The following is a 22012-nucleotide window of genomic DNA, read 5'->3' as shown; positions in this document are numbered from 1 at the left end:
GTGTATTTTACAATAGAATGTAATGTAGAGAAGTTTTATAAGGAGGTGCCACGAGTTGAGTCAATCAGAATTATATGTGAGTTTGGATATCGGGTCTTCCTCCGTCAAAGTATTGATCGGGGAAATGACCAATAAATCGTTGCACGTCATCGGCGTTGGCAACGTCAAATCTAATGGAATCAAAAAAGGTGCGATTGTTGATATAGATGCAACTGTCCAGTCCATTAAAAAAGCTGTCGATCAGGCAGAGCGCATGATCGGCAAAGAAATCCATGAAGTCGTGCTGGGAATTCCAGCCAACCAAGTGGCATTACAGCCGGTTAAGGGAATCGTTGCAGTAAACAGCGAGAACCGTGAAATCACGGATGAAGATTTGGAACGCGTTTTGGAAGCGGCACAAGTCATGTCGATCCCGCCAGAACGTGAGCTAGTCAACATCATTCCTGAAGAATATGTCGTCGACCACTTAGGCGAGATCAAAGACCCTAGAGGCATGATCGGCATCCGCCTTGAAATGGATGGTACAATGGTGACGACTTCGAAAACGGTCTTGCACAATGTGCTTCGCTGTGTTGAGCGTGCTGGCCTCGAAATCCGTGAGATTTATGTCCAGCCTCTAGTAGCCGGAAGCTATGCGTTGACGGAAGATGAAAAAAACCACGGAACGGCCTGCATCGATATCGGCGGTGGATCGACTTCAATCGCAGTATTCCGCGATGGCCACTTGCGTGCGGCATCCGTCATTCCAGTGGGCGGGGATCACGTAACGAAAGATTTGTCGATCGTTTTGAAAACGCCGACAGAGCAGGCTGAAAAAATCAAGCTCGAACATGGCCACGCATTCTTCGACGATGCTTCAGAAGAAGAAGTATTCGAAGTGCCGGTGATCGGTTCGGACTCAAGAGAACAATACAGCCAAAAATACATATCTGAAATAATCGGAGTTCGCATGGAAGAACTTTTCGAATTGATTTTGGATGAGTTATATCGCCTCGGCGTCGATGAGCTGCCTGGTGGTGTCGTATTGACAGGCGGAATGGCCAAAATGGATGGCCTTCCAGAACTGGCAAGAAGCATTCTCCAAACGCGTGTGCGCCTGTTCACGCCTGAATTCATCGGAGTTCGCGAGCCGCAGTATACAACAGCGGTCGGATTGATCCAATACGCTTACGCAGAAGATTTGTTCTATGGAAACGTCGGCCATAGTTCAGCAGCAGCACATTCGCAGAAACCTGAGTATGTGGAGCAGCAGCCGAAAAAGCAGAAGCAGCCGAAACAACCGAAACAGGATAACGAAGGTGTCGTAAGCAAAGCCAAAAAAATGTTTGATCGTTTTTTTGAATAAAATCATCATTGTGTCCGGCTTATGTTCAAAAGCTGAGCAATCTTAGGAGGAAAAAAGAATGTTGGAATTTGATACAAATATCGATGCATTAGCCGTAATTAAAGTCATTGGTGTCGGTGGCGGCGGAAACAACGCAGTCAACCGGATGATCGAACATGGAGTTCAAGGGGTGGAATTCATCGCTGTCAACACAGACGCGCAAGCCTTGAACCTTTCGAAAGCGGAAACACGCCTGCAAATCGGCGGAAAATTGACGCGCGGCCTTGGCGCTGGCGCTAACCCGGATGTCGGGAAAAAAGCAGCAGAAGAAAGCAAAGAACAGATCGAAGAAGCTTTGCGTGGAGCCGATATGGTCTTCGTCACTGCCGGTATGGGTGGGGGCACTGGTACGGGTGCGGCACCTGTCATCGCAGGCATCGCCAAAGAACTTGGCGCTTTGACAGTTGGCGTTGTTACTCGCCCGTTCACATTCGAAGGACGCAAGCGTTCGACTCAGGCTATCGGCGGAATCGCGACGATGAAAGAGTCAGTCGATACATTGATTGTTATCCCGAACGACCGCCTACTTGAAATCGTCGACAAAAATACGCCGATGCTAGAAGCATTCCGTGAAGCGGATAATGTTCTTCGCCAAGGTGTACAAGGCATCTCTGACTTGATCGCAGTTCCTGGTCTTATCAACCTTGACTTTGCCGATGTGAAAACGATCATGTCGAACAAAGGATCAGCACTTATGGGCATTGGTGTCTCTTCTGGAGAAAACCGTGCTGCCGAAGCAGCGAAAAAAGCTGTATCGAGCCCATTGCTTGAAGTATCTGTCGATGGGGCGAAAGGCGTCTTGATGAACATTACAGGCGGTTCGAACTTGAGCTTGTATGAAGTGCAAGAAGCAGCCGATATCGTCGCTTCCGCTTCTGATGAAGAAGTGAACATGATCTTCGGTTCCGTTATCAACGACAACTTGAAAGATGAAATCGTCGTTACGGTTATTGCTACTGGATTCAACGAAGAACAATTGAACCCTGCTGGACGTGCACCACGCGGATCTGGATTGAACGCAAACCGTATCCAATCGATCCAGCAGCAAAACCCGGCTCCTTCCATTCGTGAAGCACGCCGCGAAGAACAGTCCCAGCGCCGCGAAGAACAAACTCCTTATTACAACCAGGAGCCTCAGCGCCAGGATAAGCAAAGTGAAGATGCGTTGGACATTCCGACATTCCTTCGCAACAGACAAAAACGCCGTTAATACGAAAGCAGCTGCCAATTTGGCAGCTGCTTTTTTGTTTTTGGAAGGCTGTAGAATTTCTTTTAACGGCGGTTGCCACGGTTCCTTCATAATTTTGTTGAAAAATCGGCGGCTTTATTGTTTTAATGCCAGGCTGAATTGATAAATCAGCTTCGGCTTGGTACAATAAAGTGAACGTCTATAGAAAAGTTGTGAGCAGATGAAAGCGATTAAACCGAAGTTTGAAGAAATGGCCCATACATTAAATCAAATCCATAGCGGCATTGAAATCGTCGCAGTCACAAAACAAGTCGGAATCGATAGAACCCAGGAAGCCGTCGATGCGGGCATCCGCCATCTCGGTGAAAACCGTCCGGAAGGCCTCAAGATGAAGCATGGGGAGATAAAAGGCGATGTCGTTTGGCATTATATCGGTACGCTTCAGTCGCGGAAAGTCAAGGAAGTGATCGGTCTGATCGATTATCTTCATTCGCTGGATCGACTGAGCCTGGCGAAAGAAATCCAAAAACGTGCCGATAAGCCAGTCAATTGCTTTATCCAAGTCAATGTTTCCGGCGAAGATTCCAAGAGCGGCTTTTCTGCTGAGGAAGTTCCCGCATTTATCGAATCCCTAAAGGATTTCGATAAAGTGCATGTGGTCGGTTTGATGACCATGGCCCCGAACACAGAAGATGAAGCTTTATTGAGAGCGACTTTTAAAGGTTTGAAAGACTTGCAGCTGCAAATCGCAGCGAACAACTGGGAGCACGCCCCTTGCACAGAATTGTCGATGGGCATGTCCAATGATTACCTGATTGCGGCTGAAGAAGGCGCGACGTTCGTTCGCGTCGGGACCGCATTGGTAGGGTCGGAAAGTGAGGCGGAAAGATGAGCATGAAAGATAAATTCAAGAATTTCTTTTATCTGGACGAGTACGAGGAAGAGCCCGTCCAGGAAGAACGCAAGCAGCGGCCCGCGCAGCGCTATGAGAAGCCTGCCCCGGCAGCTGCCGAACAGCCGCAGAAGAAAGCACCGAAAGCACCAAAGCCAGTGAAAGAACGCCGTGAGAATTTGGAGGAACCTACCGTGCAGAATTTAGTCAATTTGCAGAATTCATCTGCTTCTTCATCGAAAGTCAGTTTGGCGGAACCGCGCGTCTATGCGGAAGCGCAGGACATTGCAGAAAGCTTGAAAACAAAACAGGCCGTCGTGGTCAACTTGCAGCGCATTGAACGGGACCAAGGCCTTCGGATCATCGATTTCCTGAGCGGCACTGTCTATGCACTAGGTGGGGACATTCAACGTATCGGGACGGACATTTTCCTATGCGTGCCGGACACGGTCGAAGTGGATGGCGCCATCTCCGATTATTATCACGACGATCAACAATAGAAAGGTGCTAAAAATCGAATGTATCTTCTTGTAAATTTATTATTGAGCGCTATTAACATCTACTTTTATATCCTGATTATCAGCGTCTTCATGAGCTGGGTGCCGAGCATCAAGGAATCTGCATTCGGTCAGATGATCTCCCGGATTACCGATCCTTATTTGGATATTTTTCGCCGCTTCATCCCGCCGATCGGCATGATCGATATCTCGCCGATTGTGGCTATTTTCACATTAAGTCTCGCAAGCCAAGGAATCATTACATTGGCTGAGTACCTTCTCTGATAAGAAGCTGAATAAAGAACAGCTGATATAGGAAGACGGAGAATCCATTTCTCTGTCTTTTTTATTTGCGGCAAACTGCGAAAGGGTTTTTCTGCTGTTTGTAGAATGCTTGTTAAACAAAGAACGAATCCAAGAACCGGAGGGAACGGCCTATGGAAGAGATATTCCAGCATTTTCGCAAAGACGAACAACAATTTATCGAGCAGGCATCGGACTGGCTGCGAGATGTAGAAGATATGTATGCGCCGAAGCTCACCGATTTTCTGGACCCGCGCCAGCGCTTTATCGTCAAATCGCTGATCGGCGGCAGGGAAGTGGAAATGGCTGCTTCCGGCTTGTTCAGCCAGGCAGAGCGGCAGCGCGTCTTGCTGCATCCTTCATATTACGTTCCGGAAGAAAGTGATTTCCAAGTGACTATGTTCGAGCTGCGCTACCCTGTGAAATTCGTTACCTTGAAGCATCCCGACATTCTCGGCGCACTCATGTCGCTCGGTTTGGAACGGGGGAAATTTGGGGATATCCGGATCGGTGAAGGCACCGTGCAGCTCGCAGTGATGGAGGAAATAGCGCCGTATTTGCGCGCCAATTTTATCAGCGCCGGCAAAGTGAAAGTCCAGCTCGAAGAAGTGACCGACCCCGCCGACTATCTCCCGGTCATCGAGGAGTGGGCGGAAGAGGCGCATACGGTCAGTTCGCTGCGGCTCGACACGGTCATGAGCTCGGTCTATAAGATTTCCCGCCAGAAAGCAGCCGCATTGATCGGCGGCGGTAAAGTGAAAGTCAATTGGACAGCACAAGAAAGTGTCTCGTTTGAACTGCACGAATCCGATTTGATTTCAGCGAGAGGGCTCGGTCGCGTGCAAATCATCGCAATCGAAGGACGAACGAAAAAGGACAAGATCCGCCTGCAGGTCGGCAAATTGGAACTGAAAAAATAAAACACCTGCGAATGTGGTGAATATTACTGAAATTTCTCGCCATGACAGGTATAATGAGTGTAAACATGCAGAGAGTAAGGAGAGATACGATGCCTTTATCACCATTAGATATACATAATAAAGAGTTCAGCCGCGCATTCCGCGGTTATCAAGAAGATGAGGTCAATGAATTCCTCGAGCAGATCATGAAAGATTACGAAAAAGTCATTAAAGAACGGACTGAAATGGAAGAGCGCATGAAATCCACGGATGAGCGCATGGGCCATTTCACCAATCTGGAAACGACTTTGCAAAAATCGATCTTCGTCGCTCAGGAAGCGTCAGAAGAAGTCCGCCGCAACGCCCAGAAAGAAGCGGATTTGATCGTTCAGGAAGCGGAGAAGAATGCAGACCGCATCGTCAATGAATCTTTGGCGAAAGCGCGCCGCATCGCGACCGAAATCGAAGAGTTGAAAAAGCAGTCGAAGATTTTCCGCAATCGTTTCAAGATGCTGGTGGAAGCGCAGCTTGATTTGATTGAAACGGAAGACTGGAACACCTTACTTGAATACGACCTGGACACGGAGAATATCGACCAGATCGAAAAGAAAGAAGCCGGAAGCGCAGCCAAGGAATAAGCCCGCTCTTGACTGAGGCCCATTCTGCTTCTATAATTACGACATACTTACAAACGCATTGATGGAGACAGTACAAAACGGAAATCCGATCGAGCGAGCCGGGGGCGGTGGAAGCCTGGCGCGGGTCCGTCTTGGAAAATCACTCCTGAGCTGGACCGGTGAACGCAAGTAACCGGGCCCGTCCCCGCCACGTTACGGTGTAGAGTTGGCAGCACACAGCTGCAACAAGGGTGGTACCGCGAGCTTCTCGTCCCTTTCCAGGGATGGGGGCTTTTTATTATGCTTACAGGAGGAATGGAAAATGGATTATAAAGATACATTATTGATGCCAAAAACCGAGTTTCCAATGCGCGGCAATTTGCCGAACCGGGAACCTGAAATGCAAAAGAAATGGGAAGAAATGGACATCTATAAAAAAGTCCAGGACCGCACAAAAGGCCGTCCGTTCTTCGTGCTTCATGACGGGCCGCCATATGCGAACGGCGACCTTCACATGGGACACGCTTTGAACAAAGTATTGAAGGACATGATCGTCCGCTCGCGCAGCATGATGGGCTTCCATGCCCCTTATGTCCCAGGCTGGGATACACACGGTTTGCCGATCGAGCAGGCATTGACCAATAAAGGCGTGAACCGCAAAGAATTGTCACTCGCGGAATTCCGCAAGCTATGTGAGGAATACGCATACGAACAGATCGACAGCCAGCGTTCACAATTCAAACGGATCGGCGTACGCGGTGACTGGGAAAACCCATATGTTACATTGAAGCCTTCTTATGAAGCGCGCCAAATCGAAGTATTCGGCAAAATGGCCAATAAAGGCTATATCTATAAAGGCTTGAAGCCGGTCTACTGGTCCCCATCCAGTGAATCGTCGCTTGCTGAAGCGGAGATCGAGTATCACGATAAAAAATCACCATCGATCTATGTATCCTTCCCTGTTACAGACGGAAAAGGCGTTTTGGATGAAGGCGTCAAGCTGGTCATCTGGACGACGACGCCTTGGACGATCCCTGCCAACCTCGGAATCTCCGTTCATGCGGATCTGGATTACGTGGAAGTCTCTCACGGCGGTTCAAAGTTCGTCGTTGCGAAAGATTTGCTAGAAGAAGTGGCAAAAGAGCTGGAATGGGCGGATTATGAAGTGGTCCGCACAGTGAAAGGCCAGGAACTGGAGCATATCCAGGCGAAACACCCATTGTATGACCGTACGTCACTCGTCATGCTTGGCGACCATGTTACGACCGATTCCGGTACAGGTTGTGTCCATACCGCTCCTGGACACGGGGAAGATGACTTCTTGATCGGCAAAAAATATGGTTTGGATGTATTGTGTCCAGTCGATGAGCGCGGCGTCATGACAGAAGAAGCGCCAGGATTTGCGGGCGAGTTTTACGACAAAGCGAATAAATCGATCACTGAAGCATTAGATGAAGCAGGCGCACTAGAAGCCTTGTCATTCATCACCCACTCGTACCCTCATGACTGGCGTACGAAAAAACCGGTCATCTACCGTGCGACTGCGCAATGGTTCGTATCGATCGATGCGTTCCGCGACCAAATCTTAAAAGCAATCGATGAGACATCGTTCACTCCGGCATGGGGCGAAACACGCCTTTACAATATGCTGCGCGACCGTGGCGACTGGAACATCTCCCGCCAGCGCGTATGGGGCGTCCCGATTCCGGTATTTTATGCGGAAAACGGCGATCCGGTTATCACAGAAGAAACGATCGCGCACATCGCCGATCTATTCCGCGAGCACGGATCAAACATCTGGTTCGAGCGCACGGCAGCGGAATTATTGCCGGAAGGCTTTACGCACCCGAGCAGCCCGAACGGCATCTTTACGAAAGAAATGGACATCATGGACGTTTGGTTCGATTCCGGTTCGTCCCATCAGGCAGTGCTCGATGAGCGCGAAGACCTTCAATACCCGGCTGACCTTTATCTCGAAGGCTCTGACCAATACCGCGGCTGGTTCAACTCCTCGCTTACAACGAGCGTCGCCATCAACGGCATCGCTCCGTATAAAGGCGTATTGAGCCACGGCTTTACATTGGACGGCAATGGCCGCAAAATGAGTAAATCGCTTGGCAACGTCATTGTGCCGGCAAAAGTCATGAACCAAATGGGAGCGGACATCCTGCGCCTATGGGTTTCTTCTGTCGACTATACAGCGGATGTGCGCGTATCGGATGATAACTTCAAGCAAGTATCTGAAGTGTACCGCAAAATCCGCAACACGCTGAAATTCCTTCACGGCAACTTGGCTGATTTCGATGAAACAAAAGACCGTGTAGCGTTTGAAGACATGCGTGAAATGGACCAGTACATGGTCATGAAATTGAATAAATTGATCGAAACAGCAACTAAAGGCTATGAGAATTATGAATTCGCATCTGTCTATTTGGCATTGAACAGCTATTGCGCCAATGATCTCAGCTCGTTTTATCTCGATGTCGCAAAAGACGTCGTCTATATCGAACGCGCTGACCATCCGCACCGCCGCGCGATGCAGACAGTGATGTTCGACAGCTTGATGGCACTCGTCAAGCTTGCATCCCCAATCTTGCCGCATACAGCGGATGAAATGTGGTCGTATCTGGAATCCGCTTCAGAAGAAAGCGTCCAGTTAACCGACTTCCCAGAAGCAGTAGAGCGTCCTGAATTCAAGGATCTTGAAGCGAAATGGAGCCGTTTCATGGATGTCCGCGACGATGTCTTGAAAGCTTTGGAAGAAGCGCGTGCTGCGAAAACGATCGGGAAATCGCTTGAAGCGAAAGTAACGGTCTATGCAAGTGACGAGTTGGCGAACTTATTGCCAGCTATCGATTTCAATCTCGCGCAATTGTTCATCGTTTCTGAATATGAATTCGGCGGTGCGAGAGAACAAGCGCCGGAAAATGCGCTTTCACTCGATGAAGTATCAGTCATCGTAGAAAAAGCACAAGGTGAGAAATGCGGCCGTTGCTGGACGATCTCCAAGCATGTCGGCGAATCGGAAGCACATCCTGAGCTTTGCCCACGTTGTGCAGAAGTCGTTGAAATCGAATACGCTTAAGTTTGAACGGTCCGAAAGCCGGTTATCCGGTTTTCGGACTTTTTTCTTTTTTCGCCCGCTCTGTGTTAAAATGAATAGACTGATGAATGACGGAGGAAATACAAGTGATTTATTATGGGATTGCTCTACTAATTATTGCATTGGATCAATGGACCAAATGGCTGGTCGTCAAAAATATGGAGCTCGGGGAACGGATTCCTGTGCTCGAACCGTATCTGGGATGGCTTTCCCACCGCAATCGCGGCGCGGCTTGGGGAATGTTAGAAGGGCAGATGTGGCTGTTTGCCATCATCACTGTCGTAGTGATCGTGGCGATTCTGTATTATTTCCATAAGCATGCTGGAGGGCAGCCGCTGTTTCAATTGGCGCTGATGGTGCTACTAGGAGGCGCGATTGGTAATTTCATCGACCGGATGTACCGCGGGGAAGTGGTCGATTTTGTCGATGTGCTGATTCCAGTAATCAATTATGATTTTCCGATCTTCAATGTAGCGGATGCTGCATTGACCATTGGTGTCGTCTTAATGGTCATTTACGTGATCATGGATGAAAAACAACAAAAGAAAAAGGTGTCTTAATGGAAGAACTGACGATAAACATTACAGAAGAACAAAAAGGCGAGCGGATCGATAAAGTGATCTCTGCCATCGATGAGGAATGGTCGCGTTCGCAGATCAGCAATTGGGTCAAAGATGGCCATATCAAAGTAAATGGTGAAACGGTGAAGCCGAATTACAAAGTGCGTTTGGAAGATGAGATCCTCATCACGCCGCCACTATTGGAAGAATTGGATGCAGAACCGGAAAACCTGAACCTTGATATCGTTTATGAAGATGAAGACGTGCTCGTCGTCAACAAACCGAAAGGCATGGTCGTCCACCCGGCTCCAGGACATGCGAGCGGGACGCTCGTCAACGGCCTCATGTACCATTGCACCGATCTTTCGGGCATCAATGGCATCGTGCGCCCGGGAATCGTCCACCGTATCGATAAAGATACTTCTGGCTTATTGATGGTCGCGAAAAACGATCTCGCCCATGCATCTTTAGTGGATCAATTGGTCGAAAAATCGGTGACGCGCAAATACATCGCACTTGTCCACGGGCATATCGCCCACGACAAAGGCACCATTGATGCACCAATCGCGAGAGACCCGAAAGAGCGCCAGAAGATGGCTGTTGTCGATAAAGGCAAGCATGCGGTGACGCATTTCACTGTGCTTGAGCGTTTCGGTGATTTCACATTAGTGGAATGCCGACTTGAAACGGGACGCACGCACCAAATCCGTGTCCATATGCGTTATATCGGCTTCCCGCTTGTCGGCGACCCGAAATACGGACCGAGAAAAACGATGGATATCGGCGGCCAGGCCTTGCATGCCGCCGTTATCGGTTTTATCCATCCACGGACGAAGGAATACCTGGAGTTCTCGGCTCCTTTACCGACAGAATTCGAGGAACTTCTCGAGACTCTCCGCTAAGGGGGTTGACAAACGAAATGGCTGTTCTTTATACTTAGACCAGTCAACTGAATACGCATCACCTTTAAGAACAGTCCAGAGAGGCTGAAAAGGGATATTCGCAAAGCCGGAAGTGTGTCTTCCGGAAGGTTTTTTTCTGCGCTTATGCACCCTTCGCCTCTTCGGCGGAGGTTTTTTTTATGCAGAAATTTCGATGCAATCATAAAGGAGTGGAACACATGGCAGAAAAAGCGGTCATTCTCGATGATAAGGCAATCGGACGTGCGATTACACGCATCGCCCACGAAATCATCGAGCGCAATAAAGGAATCGACGGGTGCATCTTAGTTGGGATCAAGACAAGGGGTGCATTCATCGCCAAGCGTTTGGCGGAGAAAATCGAACAAATCGAAGGCAAGCCCATTCTGACAGGGGAACTGGACATCACGCTTTACCGGGATGATTTAAGCCAGAAAAACCCGGGCCAGGAACCGCTTGTCCAGCAAGTCGATATCGAACACAGCATTAAAGACCAGAAAGTCATCCTGGTCGATGATGTTCTCTACACGGGCCGCACTGTCCGAGCAGCAATGGATGCGGTCATGGATCTCGGCCGTCCGGCGCAGATTCAGCTCGCCGTCCTGATCGACCGTGGACACCGGGAGTTGCCGATTCGCTCCGATTATGTCGGGAAAAACATCCCGACCTCGAGTGAAGAACGAATCGTGGTCGAGATGACAGAAAGCGACAGCACCGACCGCGTCACCATCAACGACTAAGAATTACTACAGAGACAGGGGAGAAACAACTTGAGCAATGCCATTCTAGACATACACGATAAACCAAAAACGGGGCAATGGATTTCCCTTAGCCTGCAGCACATGTTCGCCATGTTCGGCGCAACGATCCTGGTGCCGCAGCTAGTTGGCTTGAGCCCCGCGATCGCGCTATTGACGAGCGGCATCGCCACCATCATCTTCGTCCTCATCACGCAATTCAAAGTGCCGGCTTACCTCGGATCTTCATTCGCCTTTATTGTCCCGATACAGATCGCCACGGAAACAGGCGGCATCGGTTCGGCGATGATCGGCGCGATGTTCGTTTCACTCGTCTACGCAATCGTCTCGCTGATCATCTGGAAGACCGGCTACAAATGGCTCATGAAACTCTTGCCACCGATCGTCGTCGGCCCGGTCATCATTGTCATCGGGCTGGCACTGTCCGGCACAGCGGTCGACATGGCCATGAACATCCCGACAGCAGACGGCGGCTCTGAATACAGCCTGCTGCATTTCTCAGCCGCTTTGGTCACGCTCGCCACGGCCATCATCTGCAATATTTACTTCAAGAACATCATCTCGCTTATGCCGATCTTGATTGGCATCATCGCGGGTTACGCTTACTCGGCACTCATCGGCATTATCGACTTTGCTCCAGTGGCAGCGGCTAGCTGGTTCCAAGTACCGGAATTTTTGCTGCCGGGAATTGATTACTCTTTCCAAGTGACACCGACTTTGTTGTTCGTCATGGTGCCAATCGCCATCGTCACAATCTCTGAGCATATCGGACATCAGCTCGTACTCGGCAAGATTGTCGACCGCAACTACATAAAAGACCCGGGACTTCACCGCTCGATTTTGGGCGACGGCATCGGGACGTTCATCTCCTCGCTTGTCGGAGGCCCGCCGAAAACGACTTACGGCGAAAACATCGGCGTACTTGCCATCACGAAAGTGTTCAGCGTCTATGTCATTCTGGGTGCTGCGGTATTCGCCATCCTGTTCTCGTTCTTCGGAAAATTGATGGCAGTCATCGACACGATTCCGACAGCAGTGCTCGGGGGCATCTCGATCCTGTTGTTCGGCATCATCGCTTCGTCCGGACTACGGATGCTGGTCGATAACGGCATCGACTTCGGCAATAACCGCAACTTGGTCATCTCGTCGGTCATCCTGGTCATCGGGATCGGCGGCGCGAAACTCGAGTTCAGCGAATCGTTCGCGATCGAAGGAATGGCGCTAGCCGCCATCGTCGGCGTAATCTTGAACTTAATCCTGCCTGGGCTTGATAAACAGGAATTGGATGATGGAACTGAATAAACTTACCTTTTAAGGAATGTCCAGAGAGGCATGGAAAGGGTTATGGATAGGGGTGCAGTCTACCCTTATTTCCTTACACCTTCCTGCCCCTGGGAAGGTGTTTTTTTGTACAGTCAACGAAAGGGCGTGAGCAAATTGCCGAATCTGTTAACGATGAACAATCTTGAAAACGACAAAATCATGAATTTGCTGAAGCGAGCCGAGCAGTTCGAAAAAGGTGAAAAAGCGTCACTCGAGGGGGCGGTCGTCAATTTATTTTTCGAACCGAGCACACGGACAAAAATGAGCTTTGAGATGGCTGAACATCGTCTTGGGCTATCCGTACTGCCATTCGAAACGGCCTTTTCCAGCATTCTAAAAGGCGAAACGCTCTACGACACGGTGAAAACGATGGAAGCGATAGGCGTCAAGGCGGTCATCATCCGCCACGAGGAAGAAGAATATTACCAGCAGCTAGCAGGCTGCAAAGTAGCGGTCATCAACGGCGGCGACGGCTCGGGCCAGCACCCGACGCAATCGCTGCTCGATCTGTACACGATCCATCAGGAGTTCGGCCGCATCGATGGCATCCATGTAACGATTGTCGGGGATATCGCCCATAGCCGTGTCGCCAAGTCGAATGCAGCCGCACTGAAACAACTCGGTGCGAAAGTCAGCTTCGTGTGTCCGGAAGAGTGGAGCGGCGACTACGACACAACCGATGATTTGGATGCCTTGATCGGCGAAACGGACGTCGTCATGATGCTCCGCGTGCAGCATGAACGGCACGCCGTCTCCGCATTATTTTCCAAAGAACGCTACCATATTAAATTCGGATTGACAGAAGCACGCGAGCGCAAAATGAAAAAAGACGCCATCATCATGCATCCGGCACCAATCAATAGGGGAGTGGAGATCGCGGATTCGCTCGTCGAATGCCAGCGTTCAAGAATCTTCAAACAAATGGAAAACGGCGTTTTCGTCCGGATGGCTGTACTTGAATATGCAATGAAAGGGAGAGAATAAAATGGGATTATTCATTAAGAACGTAAAGATGTTGAACGGGGAACAATTGGAGGAAACGAATATCCGCGTCAAGGATGGCCGCATCGAGGAGATCGGCGCACAGTTGAACGGGCAGGGAGAAACGGAAATCGACGGCAAAGGCCGAATGATCGCACCAGGATTTGTGGACGTCCATGTCCATCTGCGTGAACCGGGGGGAGAAAAAAAGGAAACCATTGAAAGCGGCACGAAATCAGCGGCACGCGGAGGCTATACGACCATCTGCGCCATGCCTAATACACGGCCGGTACCCGACACGAAAGAAAATCTCGATCACGTCAATAGCTTGATCGAAAAAAATGCGCTCATCCGGGTTTTGCCGTATGCATCTATCACGATCCGCGAAGCGGGCAAAGAACGGACCAATTTGAAAGAACTGAAAGAACATGGCGCCTTTGCGTTCACAGACGACGGTGTTGGCATCCAGGAAGCAGGAATGATGCTCGAGACGATGAAAGAAGCCGCAGACCTCGATATGGCTGTCGTCGCACATTGCGAAGACAATAGCCTGATCTACGGCGGCGTCATGCATGATGGCAAGCGAAGCCGCGAGTTGGGCTTGCCTGGAATCCCGTCTGTTGCAGAGTCGGTCCATATCGCGCGCGACATCCTGCTTGCTGAAGCGGCAGGCGCACATTATCACGTCTGCCACGTCAGCACGAAAGAGTCGGTTCGCGTCATCCGCGACGCAAAACGGGCAGGCGTCCGCGTCACGGCGGAAGTGACGCCCCATCATCTATTGCTAACGGAAGATGACATCCCAGGCGACGACGCGAATTACAAAATGAACCCGCCGCTTCGCGCGAAAGAAGATTACGAAGCGCTTCACGAAGGGCTGCTCGACGGCACACTTGATTTCATTGCGACGGACCACGCCCCGCATGCGGCGGAAGAAAAAGCGAACGGCATGGAAAAAGCGCCATTCGGCATCGTCGGATTCGAAACGGCGTTCCCGCTCCTGTATACGGAATTTGTCCAAAGCGGCAAATGGACTCTCGGGCAATTGATCGGCTGGTTGACGAAAAAGCCGGCGGATGTGTTTGGCCTTCCATACGGGACGATTGAGGCAGGACAAGCAGCCGACCTGGTGCTGCTCGACTTGGACAAACAGCAGGAAATCCGCACGGAAGATTTCCTTTCCAAAGGAACGAACACGCCATTTGGCGGACAAACTTGCACCGGCTGGCCAGTAATGACCATTTTCGGCGGTGACATCGCATGGCAGGAGGAAAACTGATGAAACGTTATTTGATCTTAGAAGACGGCACAGTATTCGCAGGGGAAGCATTCGGCGCACAAACGGCATCATTCGGGGAAGTGGTGTTCAACACGAGCATGACCGGCTATCAGGAAATCCTCTCCGACCCATCCTATTGCGGGCAGATTGTCACGATGACTTACCCGCTACAAGGCAATTACGGCATCAACAGCGATGACTTCGAATCGATCGACCCAGCCGTCAAAGGCATGGTCGTCCGGGAAGCTGCTGATTTTCCGTCGAATTTCAGAAGCACCATGAGCTTGAGCGAATTGCTTGAGAAAAAAGGCATCCCGGGCATCGCGGGAATCGATACGCGAAAGCTTACACGATTGATACGCGTCAACGGATCGATCAAAGGCATTTTGACGGCTGCTGGGGAAGAGCCGGATGTGGAACAAGTGGTCGGGAAGCTGAAAGAAACCCCTTTGCCGACTGACCAAGTAGCGCAAGTGTCGATTACACGCCCTTATCCAAGCCCGGGACGCGGCAAGCGCGTCGTCTTGATCGATTACGGCATGAAGCACGGGATTTTGCGCGAGCTGAACAAACGCAAATGCGATGTTATTGTCGTGCCGCATAATACGAGCGCTCAGGAGATCCTTGCTTGGGGACCGGATGGCGTCATGCTGTCAAACGGACCAGGAGACCCGAAAAACGTGCCGGAATGTGTGGATGTTGTCGGAGAATTGCTTGGACAAGTGCCGATTTTCGGAATTTGCCTCGGCCATCAATTGTTCGCAAGAGCTTGCGGCGCCGAGACGTTCAAGCTGAAGTTCGGACACCGCGGCGGCAACCACCCGGTGCGCGATCTTGTCACCGGTAAAATCGAAATCACGTCACAAAACCACGGTTATGCAGTCGATGAAGAAACCTTGCAAGGCACGCGCCTGAAAGTGACGCATACCGCACTCAACGACGGAACGAACGAAGGGCTGGCGCACCTTGATTACCCAGCCTTCACCGTCCAGTACCATCCGGAATCCTCACCGGGACCGGAAGACTCAAACTATCTATTCGACCGATTTTTGGAAATGATGAACGCACAGCGGAAGGAGCAACAACATGCCTAAAAGACAAGATATCAAAAGCATCCTCGTAATTGGTTCTGGCCCGATCGTCATCGGCCAAGCTGCAGAATTCGACTACGCGGGCACACAAGCCTGCCTCGCTTTGAAAGAAGAAGGCTACCGCGTCATTTTGATTAACTCCAACCCGGCGACGATCATGACCGATACCGAAATCGCCGATAAAGTGTATATCGAACCGATCACTTTGGAATTCGTTAGCCGCATCTTAAGAAAAGAACGGCCAGATGCCTTGCTTGCGACTCTCGGCGGACAGACAGGGCTCAACATGGCCATCGAATTGGACGAATCAGGGATTTTGGATGAACTGGATATTGAAATCTTAGGAACCAAGCTGGAAGCGATCCATAAAGCGGAAGACCGCGATTTGTTCCGCACCTTGATGAACGAACTCGGGGAACCGGTACCGGATTCTGATATCATCCACAATATGGAAGAAGCGAAGCGTTTTGTAGAGAGGATCGGCTATCCAGTCATCGTCCGACCAGCCTTTACACTTGGCGGAACGGGCGGCGGCATCTGCCATAACGACGAACAACTGCATGAAATCGTCGCATCAGGATTGAAATACAGTCCAGTGACACAATGCTTGCTGGAAAAATCGATTGCCGGTTTCAAGGAAATCGAATACGAAGTGATGCGCGATGCGGAGGATACCGCCATCGTCGTCTGTAATATGGAAAATATCGATCCGGTCGGCATCCATACCGGCGACTCAATCGTCGTCGCACCGAGCCAAACCTTGTCGGACCGTGAATACCAAATGCTCCGCAACGTATCATTGAAAATCATCCGCGCCTTGAAAATCGAGGGCGGATGCAACGTCCAGCTCGCGCTCGACCCGCATAGCTTCGATTATTACATCATCGAAGTGAACCCGCGCGTCAGCCGTTCCTCTGCACTGGCATCCAAAGCGACTGGCTACCCGATCGCCAAACTGGCGGCCAAAATCGCGGTCGGTTTGACGCTTGGCGAAATGATGAACCCGGTGACAGGACGTACTTACGCCGCATTCGAACCGGCGCTCGACTATGTCGTATCGAAAATCCCGCGCTGGCCTTTTGATAAATTCGAAGCAGCCAAACGTAACCTCGGCACGCAAATGAAAGCAACCGGCGAAGTCATGGCGATGGGCCGGACGTTCGAGGAATCGATGCTGAAAGCGGTCCGTTCGCTCGAAACAGGACAATTCCATCTCGAGCTGAAAAACGGCACGGACATGAGTGATGAATGGATCGAAAAACGCATCCGCAAAGCCGGCGACGAGCGGCTGTTCTTTATCGGCGAAGCGCTGCGCCGCGGGGTGACGATCGAAACGATTCACGACTGGAGCCAAATCGATTTGTTCTTCCTAGAGAAGTTCGACAAAATCGTTCGCTTTGAAGAAGTCTTGCAGCAAAATCCGTTTGATTATGAGACAACGAGAAAAGCAAAACGCATGGGCTTTGCAGATAGAACGATCGCCAAGCTATGGTCATCGGAAGAAGCGAAAGTATACGAGTGGCGCAAAGCACAAGGCTTGATGCCTGTCTATAAAATGGTCGACACATGCGCTGCAGAATTCGAATCGGAAACGCCTTATTTCTACGCCAGCTACGAAGACGAAAACGAATCGATCCTCACCGACAAAGAAAGCGTCATCGTGCTCGGATCAGGCCCGATCCGCATCGGCCAAGGCGTCGAATTTGATTACGCAACGGTCCATTCCGTCTGGGCGATCAAAGAAGCGGGCTACGAGGCAATCATCATCAACAACAACCCGGAGACGGTGTCGACCGATTTCTCTATTTCCGACAAGCTCTACTTTGAACCGCTGACGATTGAAGATGTCATGCACATCATCGACCTCGAACAACCGAAAGGCGTCGTCGTCCAGTTCGGTGGGCAGACGGCAATTAACTTGGCCGACAAGCTCGAGAAAAATGGCGTGAAGATTCTTGGCACGACGCTTGAAGACATCGACAGAGCGGAAAACCGCAATAAATTCGAAGCGGCGCTCCATGAAATCGGCATCCCGCAGCCGCTCGGCAAAACGGCGGTATCGACAGAAGAAGCGGTGGTCATCGCTTCGGACATCGGCTATCCGGTACTGGTCCGCCCGTCTTATGTACTCGGGGGCCGTGCGATGGAAATCGTCTATAACGAAAGCGACTTGATCCACTATATGGAACACGCCGTTGAAGCAAGCCCGGAACATCCGGTATTAGTCGACCGTTATTTGACAGGCGAGGAAATTGAAGTCGATGCCATCTGTGACGGCGAGAATGTCTTGATTCCTGGAATCATGGAACATATTGAACGGGCAGGGGTGCACTCCGGCGACTCGATTGCCGTCTATCCGCCGCAAAATATCTCGCAACAGCAAATCGAGACTTTGACCGATTACACGACACGGCTTGCCAAAGGCTTGAACATCGTCGGCCTGTTGAACATCCAGTACGTCATCTCAAAAGGCGAAGTGTTCGTCATCGAAGTCAATCCGCGGTCAAGCCGCACGGTGCCGTTCCTCAGCAAGATCACCGGCATTCCGATGGCGAACATCGCAACAAAAGCAATTTTGGGGCAGAGTATTATTGACCAAGGCTATACTACGGGGCTAGCGCCGCTGAAAAAAGGCGTCTATGTCAAAGTGCCGGTGTTCTCATTCGCGAAACTGCGCCGCGTCGATATTACGCTTGGGCCGGAAATGAAGTCGACCGGGGAAGTGATGGGCAAAGACGTCACGCTTGAAAAAGCGCTCTATAAAGGATTGGCTGCGGCTGGCATGGAAGTAAAAGACCATGGCACCGTGCTTCTGACCGTCTCGGATAAGGACAAAGAAGAAGCAGTTGGGCTGGCGAAGCGCTTCCGGGACATCGGGTACCAAATTATGGCAACTGGCGGTACGGCTCAAGCTTTCGAATCTGCTGGCATTGCCGTTGCTGAAGTCGGGAAAATCGGTGCGGAAGGCCGTACTTTGCTGGATGTCATCCAAAACGGCGATGCACAAATCGTCATCAACACGCTGACAAAAGGCAAGCAGCCGGAACGTGACGGGTTCCGCATCCGCCGGGAATCGGTTGAAAACGGAGTACCGTGCTTGACTTCACTCGATACAGCGGAAGCGATGCTCAGAGTCATCGAATCGATGACATTCCAGGCAGAGGAAATGGGGGCAGGTGTATGATCAAACAGGAGAAAATGGCGATTGTCTCCCAAACTGAAATCGCAAAAAACATTTTTGAACTGACCGTAGCAGGATCTTTGGTGCAGGAAATGAACGAACCGGGGCAATTTGTCCATGTACGTGTGGCGGACAGCTTTGAACCGCTATTGCGCCGGCCGATCTCGGTGGCGAAAATCGACAAGGAAGCATCGAGCTTCACGATGATCTACCGTTCGGAAGGGCGCGGGACTAGTTTATTGTCTCAAAAGACAGAACGCGACACACTGGATGTCCTGGGGCCGCTCGGACATGGTTTCCCAGTTGAGGAAGCTGGAAAAAAAGCTTATTTGATCGGCGGGGGGATCGGCGTGCCACCGCTATACGAACTGGCATTGCAATTGAATGCGAGAGGTGTGGAAACCGTCCACATTCTCGGCTTCGAAAGCAGTGAAGCGGTGTTTTATGAAGATAAATTCAGGGCTCTCGGCGATACGCACATTGCAACAGTCGACGGTTCGCACGGGACGGAAGGTTTCGTGACCCATATTTTGAATGGCTTGCCGAATGACTTTGATACCTATTATTCCTGCGGGCCGACGCCGATGCTCGAAGCGGTGCAATGGGCGTACCCGGAGAAAAAAGGGTTTTTGTCTTATGAACAGCGCATGGGTTGCGGCATCGGGGCATGCTTTGCGTGCGTCTGCCGGACAACTAGAAGCGAAACAGATTACATCAAAGTATGTTCCGATGGCCCCGTATTTCCAGCAGGGGTGGTGATTTCATGACAGATTTAAGCGTGAAATTGCCTGGACTCGACTTGAAAAACCCGATCATGCCGGCATCCGGCTGTTTCGGATTCGGGAAAGAATACGCCCAGCTCTATGATTTATCGAAACTCGGCTCGATCATGATCAAAGCGACAACTGCCGAGATGCGTCTGGGAAATCCGACACCGCGCGTTGCTGAAACTTCATCCGGTATGCTCAATGCCATAGGGCTGCAAAACCCGGGGCTTGAAAAAGTGTTCGGCGAGGAATTGCCGTGGCTCGATCAATTCGATGTGCCGATCATTGCCAATGTCGCCGGGTCGCTCGCAGAGGACTATGTCGAAGTGGCAAAAACCATTTCCAAGGCACCGAATGTCCACGCGCTGGAATTGAATATTTCCTGCCCGAATGTCAAGCAGGGCGGCATCACATTCGGGACGGACCCGAACGTCGCAAAAGAATTGACACGCATGGTAAAAGACGTATCGGACGTGCCAGTTTACGTGAAATTATCGCCGAACGTCACCGATGTCGTCCAGCTCGCCAAAGCGGTCGAAGAAGGCGGGGCGGATGGGATCACGATGATCAATACACTGCTCGGCATGCGGCTAGACCCGAAAACGGGACGTCCTGTCATCGCCAATATCACAGGCGGCTTGTCAGGCCCCGCGATCAAACCGGTCGCTCTTCGCATGGTTTACGAAGTGCGGCGCCATACAAAGCTGCCGATCATCGGAATGGGCGGCGTCGCGGAAGTGGATGACGTCATCGACTTTCTGTCAGCGGGAGCGAATGCTGTCGCAGTGGGAACGGCGAACTTCGTCAATCCGTTCGTATGCCCCGAGCTGATCGACAAGCTGCCGGAACGCTTGCATGAACTGGGCTATGAATCCGTTCAAGAACTCACCGGAAGGAGCCATCGCTTATGACCAGCAAACCGATCATTGCACTCGATTTCCCGTCGAAGCTCGATGTGGAAGAATTTTTATCGGAGTTCACAGAACCACTGTTTGTGAAAGTCGGAATGGAATTGTTCTACCAGGAAGGGCCGGAACTCGTCCATACATTGAATCGCTACGGCCATGATATTTTCCTGGATTTAAAATTACACGATATCCCGAATACCGTTGAAGCTGCCATGCGCCGCATCGCAGAACTCGGCGTTGATATGGTCAATGTCCACGCAGCAGGCGGCCTTGCCATGATGGAAGCCGCAAAACGCGGGCTCGCCGGTAGTGGGACAAAATTGATTGCGGTGACGCAATTGACTTCGACGAGCGAAGAACAGATGCAACAAGAGCAATTGATTTCGGTGAGCCTGGAACAATCGGTCGTGCATTATGCGAAACTGGCGAAACAGGCGGGGCTTGATGGTGTCGTCTGTTCGGTCCATGAAGCGAAAGCAATTGGCGTGGCATGTGGCGACGATTTCCTGCGTGTCACACCGGGCATCCGCCCGGCTGCATCGGAGAGCCATGACCAAAAGCGCATCGCGACACCAAGCGATGCAAAAGCACAAGGTTCGACCCATATCGTCGTCGGGAGAGCCATCACCCGCTCGGAAAACCCGCAAAAAAGCTATGATTACATCAACGGAGAATGGAGCGGTTGTTCATGAAAAAGCAAATCGCACAACAGTTATTATCCATCGGGGCAGTCGAGTTGCGCCCGAACGATCCATTTACCTGGGCATCAGGTGTCAAATCGCCGATCTATTGCGACAATCGGCTGACGATGTCTTATCCAACCGTCCGCAAGGCAATCGCTGATGGGCTCGCGGAAACGATTCGCAGGGAGCATCCGGACGCGCAAGTGATTGCGGGAACCGCGACGGCGGGCATCCCGCATGCGGCGTGGGTGGCCGAACGCCTGGATCTGCCAATGGTCTATGTGCGTTCGAAACCGAAAGGCCACGGACAATCGAATTTGATCGAAGGAAAAATCGAGCCAGGCCAAAAAGCCGTCGTCATCGAAGACTTGATCTCTAAAGGCGGATCCGTACTGCAGGCGGCACAAGCCTTGCAAGATGCCGGCTTTGAAGTGGCGGGAATTGCCGCGATCTTCACTTACGGGCTGCCTCAAGCACAGCAAGCGATACAGGAAGCGGGCTTTACCTTCCACACCTTGACGGATTTCCCGGCACTGGTTGAACAAGCCAGGGAAAGCGGAGCGATAGCGGCAGAGGATTTGCCGATGCTCAGCGAATGGCACGAAAAACTGAAAGCCGGCGCATTGACTTCATAAGAAAACCTTCGCACATCGACAGGATGTGTGAAGGTTTTTTCA

Annotated in this window: 20 protein-coding genes and 1 other annotated feature; all 20 genes read left to right on the top strand. The window is 51.0% G+C overall.

Annotation, left to right across the window (positions count from 1 at the left end; translation table 11 throughout):
• Positions 1-55: 55 nt before the first annotated feature.
• The 20 genes from ftsA to pyrE all read left to right on the top strand — a co-directional run bounded on the left by ftsA (position 56) and on the right by pyrE (position 21970).
• On the top strand, positions 56-1345 hold the full coding sequence (ftsA, locus tag DFR62_RS01790) for a cell division protein FtsA (protein ID WP_068462961.1): 1290 nt from the start codon (positions 56-58) through the stop codon (positions 1343-1345).
• Between the two features lie 58 nt (positions 1346-1403).
• Positions 1404-2594, top strand: a complete 1191-nt coding sequence (gene ftsZ / locus DFR62_RS01785) for a cell division protein FtsZ (RefSeq protein ID WP_058383516.1) — start codon at positions 1404-1406, stop codon at positions 2592-2594.
• 199 nt (positions 2595-2793) lie between these two features.
• Positions 2794-3465, top strand: coding sequence for a YggS family pyridoxal phosphate-dependent enzyme (locus DFR62_RS01780; protein ID WP_121297756.1), 672 nt, complete (start codon positions 2794-2796; stop codon positions 3463-3465).
• Positions 3462-3965, top strand: coding sequence for a cell division protein SepF (locus DFR62_RS01775; protein ID WP_121297755.1), 504 nt, complete (start codon positions 3462-3464; stop codon positions 3963-3965). The genes DFR62_RS01780 and DFR62_RS01775 overlap by 4 nt, the downstream gene beginning before the upstream one ends.
• An 18-nt stretch (positions 3966-3983) precedes the next feature.
• Positions 3984-4247, top strand: a complete 264-nt coding sequence (locus DFR62_RS01770; protein WP_121297754.1) for a YggT family protein — start codon at positions 3984-3986, stop codon at positions 4245-4247.
• A gap of 152 nt (positions 4248-4399) precedes the next feature.
• Positions 4400-5185: a YlmH family RNA-binding protein gene (locus DFR62_RS01765; RefSeq protein WP_121297753.1), complete on the top strand. Its 786-nt coding sequence runs from the start codon at positions 4400-4402 to the stop codon at positions 5183-5185.
• 89 nt (positions 5186-5274) lie between these two features.
• Positions 5275-5802, top strand: coding sequence for a DivIVA domain-containing protein (locus tag DFR62_RS01760; RefSeq protein ID WP_058383521.1), 528 nt, complete (start codon positions 5275-5277; stop codon positions 5800-5802).
• 49 nt (positions 5803-5851) lie between these two features.
• Positions 5852-6060, top strand: a binding site (T-box leader).
• A gap of 43 nt (positions 6061-6103) precedes the next feature.
• Positions 6104-8866 (top strand): isoleucine--tRNA ligase, encoded by a 2763-nt coding sequence (gene ileS, locus DFR62_RS01755; RefSeq protein WP_121297752.1) that lies wholly within the window; start codon positions 6104-6106, stop codon positions 8864-8866.
• 104 nt (positions 8867-8970) lie between these two features.
• Positions 8971-9444 carry a signal peptidase II gene (lspA, locus tag DFR62_RS01750; RefSeq protein ID WP_175578498.1) on the top strand — a complete coding sequence of 158 codons (474 nt, stop codon included), beginning with the start codon at positions 8971-8973 and terminating at the stop codon, positions 9442-9444.
• Entirely contained in the window at positions 9444-10346 is a 903-nt protein-coding gene (locus tag DFR62_RS01745) for an RluA family pseudouridine synthase (RefSeq protein WP_121297751.1), read from the top strand. Before lspA ends, DFR62_RS01745 begins: the two co-directional genes overlap by 1 nt.
• A gap of 218 nt (positions 10347-10564) precedes the next feature.
• Positions 10565-11104 carry a bifunctional pyr operon transcriptional regulator/uracil phosphoribosyltransferase PyrR gene (gene pyrR / locus DFR62_RS01740; protein WP_058383525.1) on the top strand — a complete coding sequence of 180 codons (540 nt, stop codon included), beginning with the start codon at positions 10565-10567 and terminating at the stop codon, positions 11102-11104.
• Positions 11105-11134: 30 nt separating this feature from the next.
• On the top strand, positions 11135-12424 hold the full coding sequence (locus DFR62_RS01735; RefSeq protein ID WP_112231388.1) for a solute carrier family 23 protein: 1290 nt from the start codon (positions 11135-11137) through the stop codon (positions 12422-12424).
• 135 nt (positions 12425-12559) lie between these two features.
• Positions 12560-13429 (top strand): aspartate carbamoyltransferase catalytic subunit, encoded by an 870-nt coding sequence (locus DFR62_RS01730; protein WP_121299450.1) that lies wholly within the window; start codon positions 12560-12562, stop codon positions 13427-13429.
• Position 13430: 1 nt separating this feature from the next.
• Entirely contained in the window at positions 13431-14705 is a 1275-nt protein-coding gene (locus DFR62_RS01725) for a dihydroorotase (RefSeq protein ID WP_121297750.1), read from the top strand.
• Entirely contained in the window at positions 14705-15799 is a 1095-nt protein-coding gene (locus DFR62_RS01720) for a carbamoyl phosphate synthase small subunit (RefSeq protein WP_175578499.1), read from the top strand. The genes DFR62_RS01725 and DFR62_RS01720 overlap by 1 nt, the downstream gene beginning before the upstream one ends.
• Complete coding sequence (gene carB, locus DFR62_RS01715) at positions 15792-18980, top strand: carbamoyl-phosphate synthase large subunit (RefSeq protein ID WP_121297749.1); 3189 nt, start codon at positions 15792-15794, stop codon at positions 18978-18980. The genes DFR62_RS01720 and carB overlap by 8 nt, the downstream gene beginning before the upstream one ends.
• The gene (locus tag DFR62_RS01710; RefSeq protein WP_121297748.1) at positions 18977-19744 is read left to right on the top strand and encodes a dihydroorotate dehydrogenase electron transfer subunit; all 768 of its coding nucleotides are present in this window, start codon (positions 18977-18979) and stop codon (positions 19742-19744) included. The genes carB and DFR62_RS01710 overlap by 4 nt, the downstream gene beginning before the upstream one ends.
• Positions 19741-20655: a dihydroorotate dehydrogenase gene (locus DFR62_RS01705; protein WP_121297747.1), complete on the top strand. Its 915-nt coding sequence runs from the start codon at positions 19741-19743 to the stop codon at positions 20653-20655. The genes DFR62_RS01710 and DFR62_RS01705 overlap by 4 nt, the downstream gene beginning before the upstream one ends.
• Positions 20652-21344, top strand: coding sequence for an orotidine-5'-phosphate decarboxylase (gene pyrF, locus DFR62_RS01700; RefSeq protein WP_121297746.1), 693 nt, complete (start codon positions 20652-20654; stop codon positions 21342-21344). Before DFR62_RS01705 ends, pyrF begins: the two co-directional genes overlap by 4 nt.
• Positions 21341-21970 (top strand): orotate phosphoribosyltransferase, encoded by a 630-nt coding sequence (pyrE, locus tag DFR62_RS01695; protein WP_121297745.1) that lies wholly within the window; start codon positions 21341-21343, stop codon positions 21968-21970. Before pyrF ends, pyrE begins: the two co-directional genes overlap by 4 nt.
• Positions 21971-22012: the final 42 nt, after the last annotated feature.

This window comes from Planococcus citreus (genome assembly GCF_003664125.1).
GTDB classification, from domain to species: Bacteria; Bacillota; Bacilli; order Bacillales_A; family Planococcaceae; genus Planococcus; species Planococcus citreus.
Note: the sequence above shows the minus strand (reverse complement) of the source record. Positions and strands in the feature narration are given on the sequence as shown.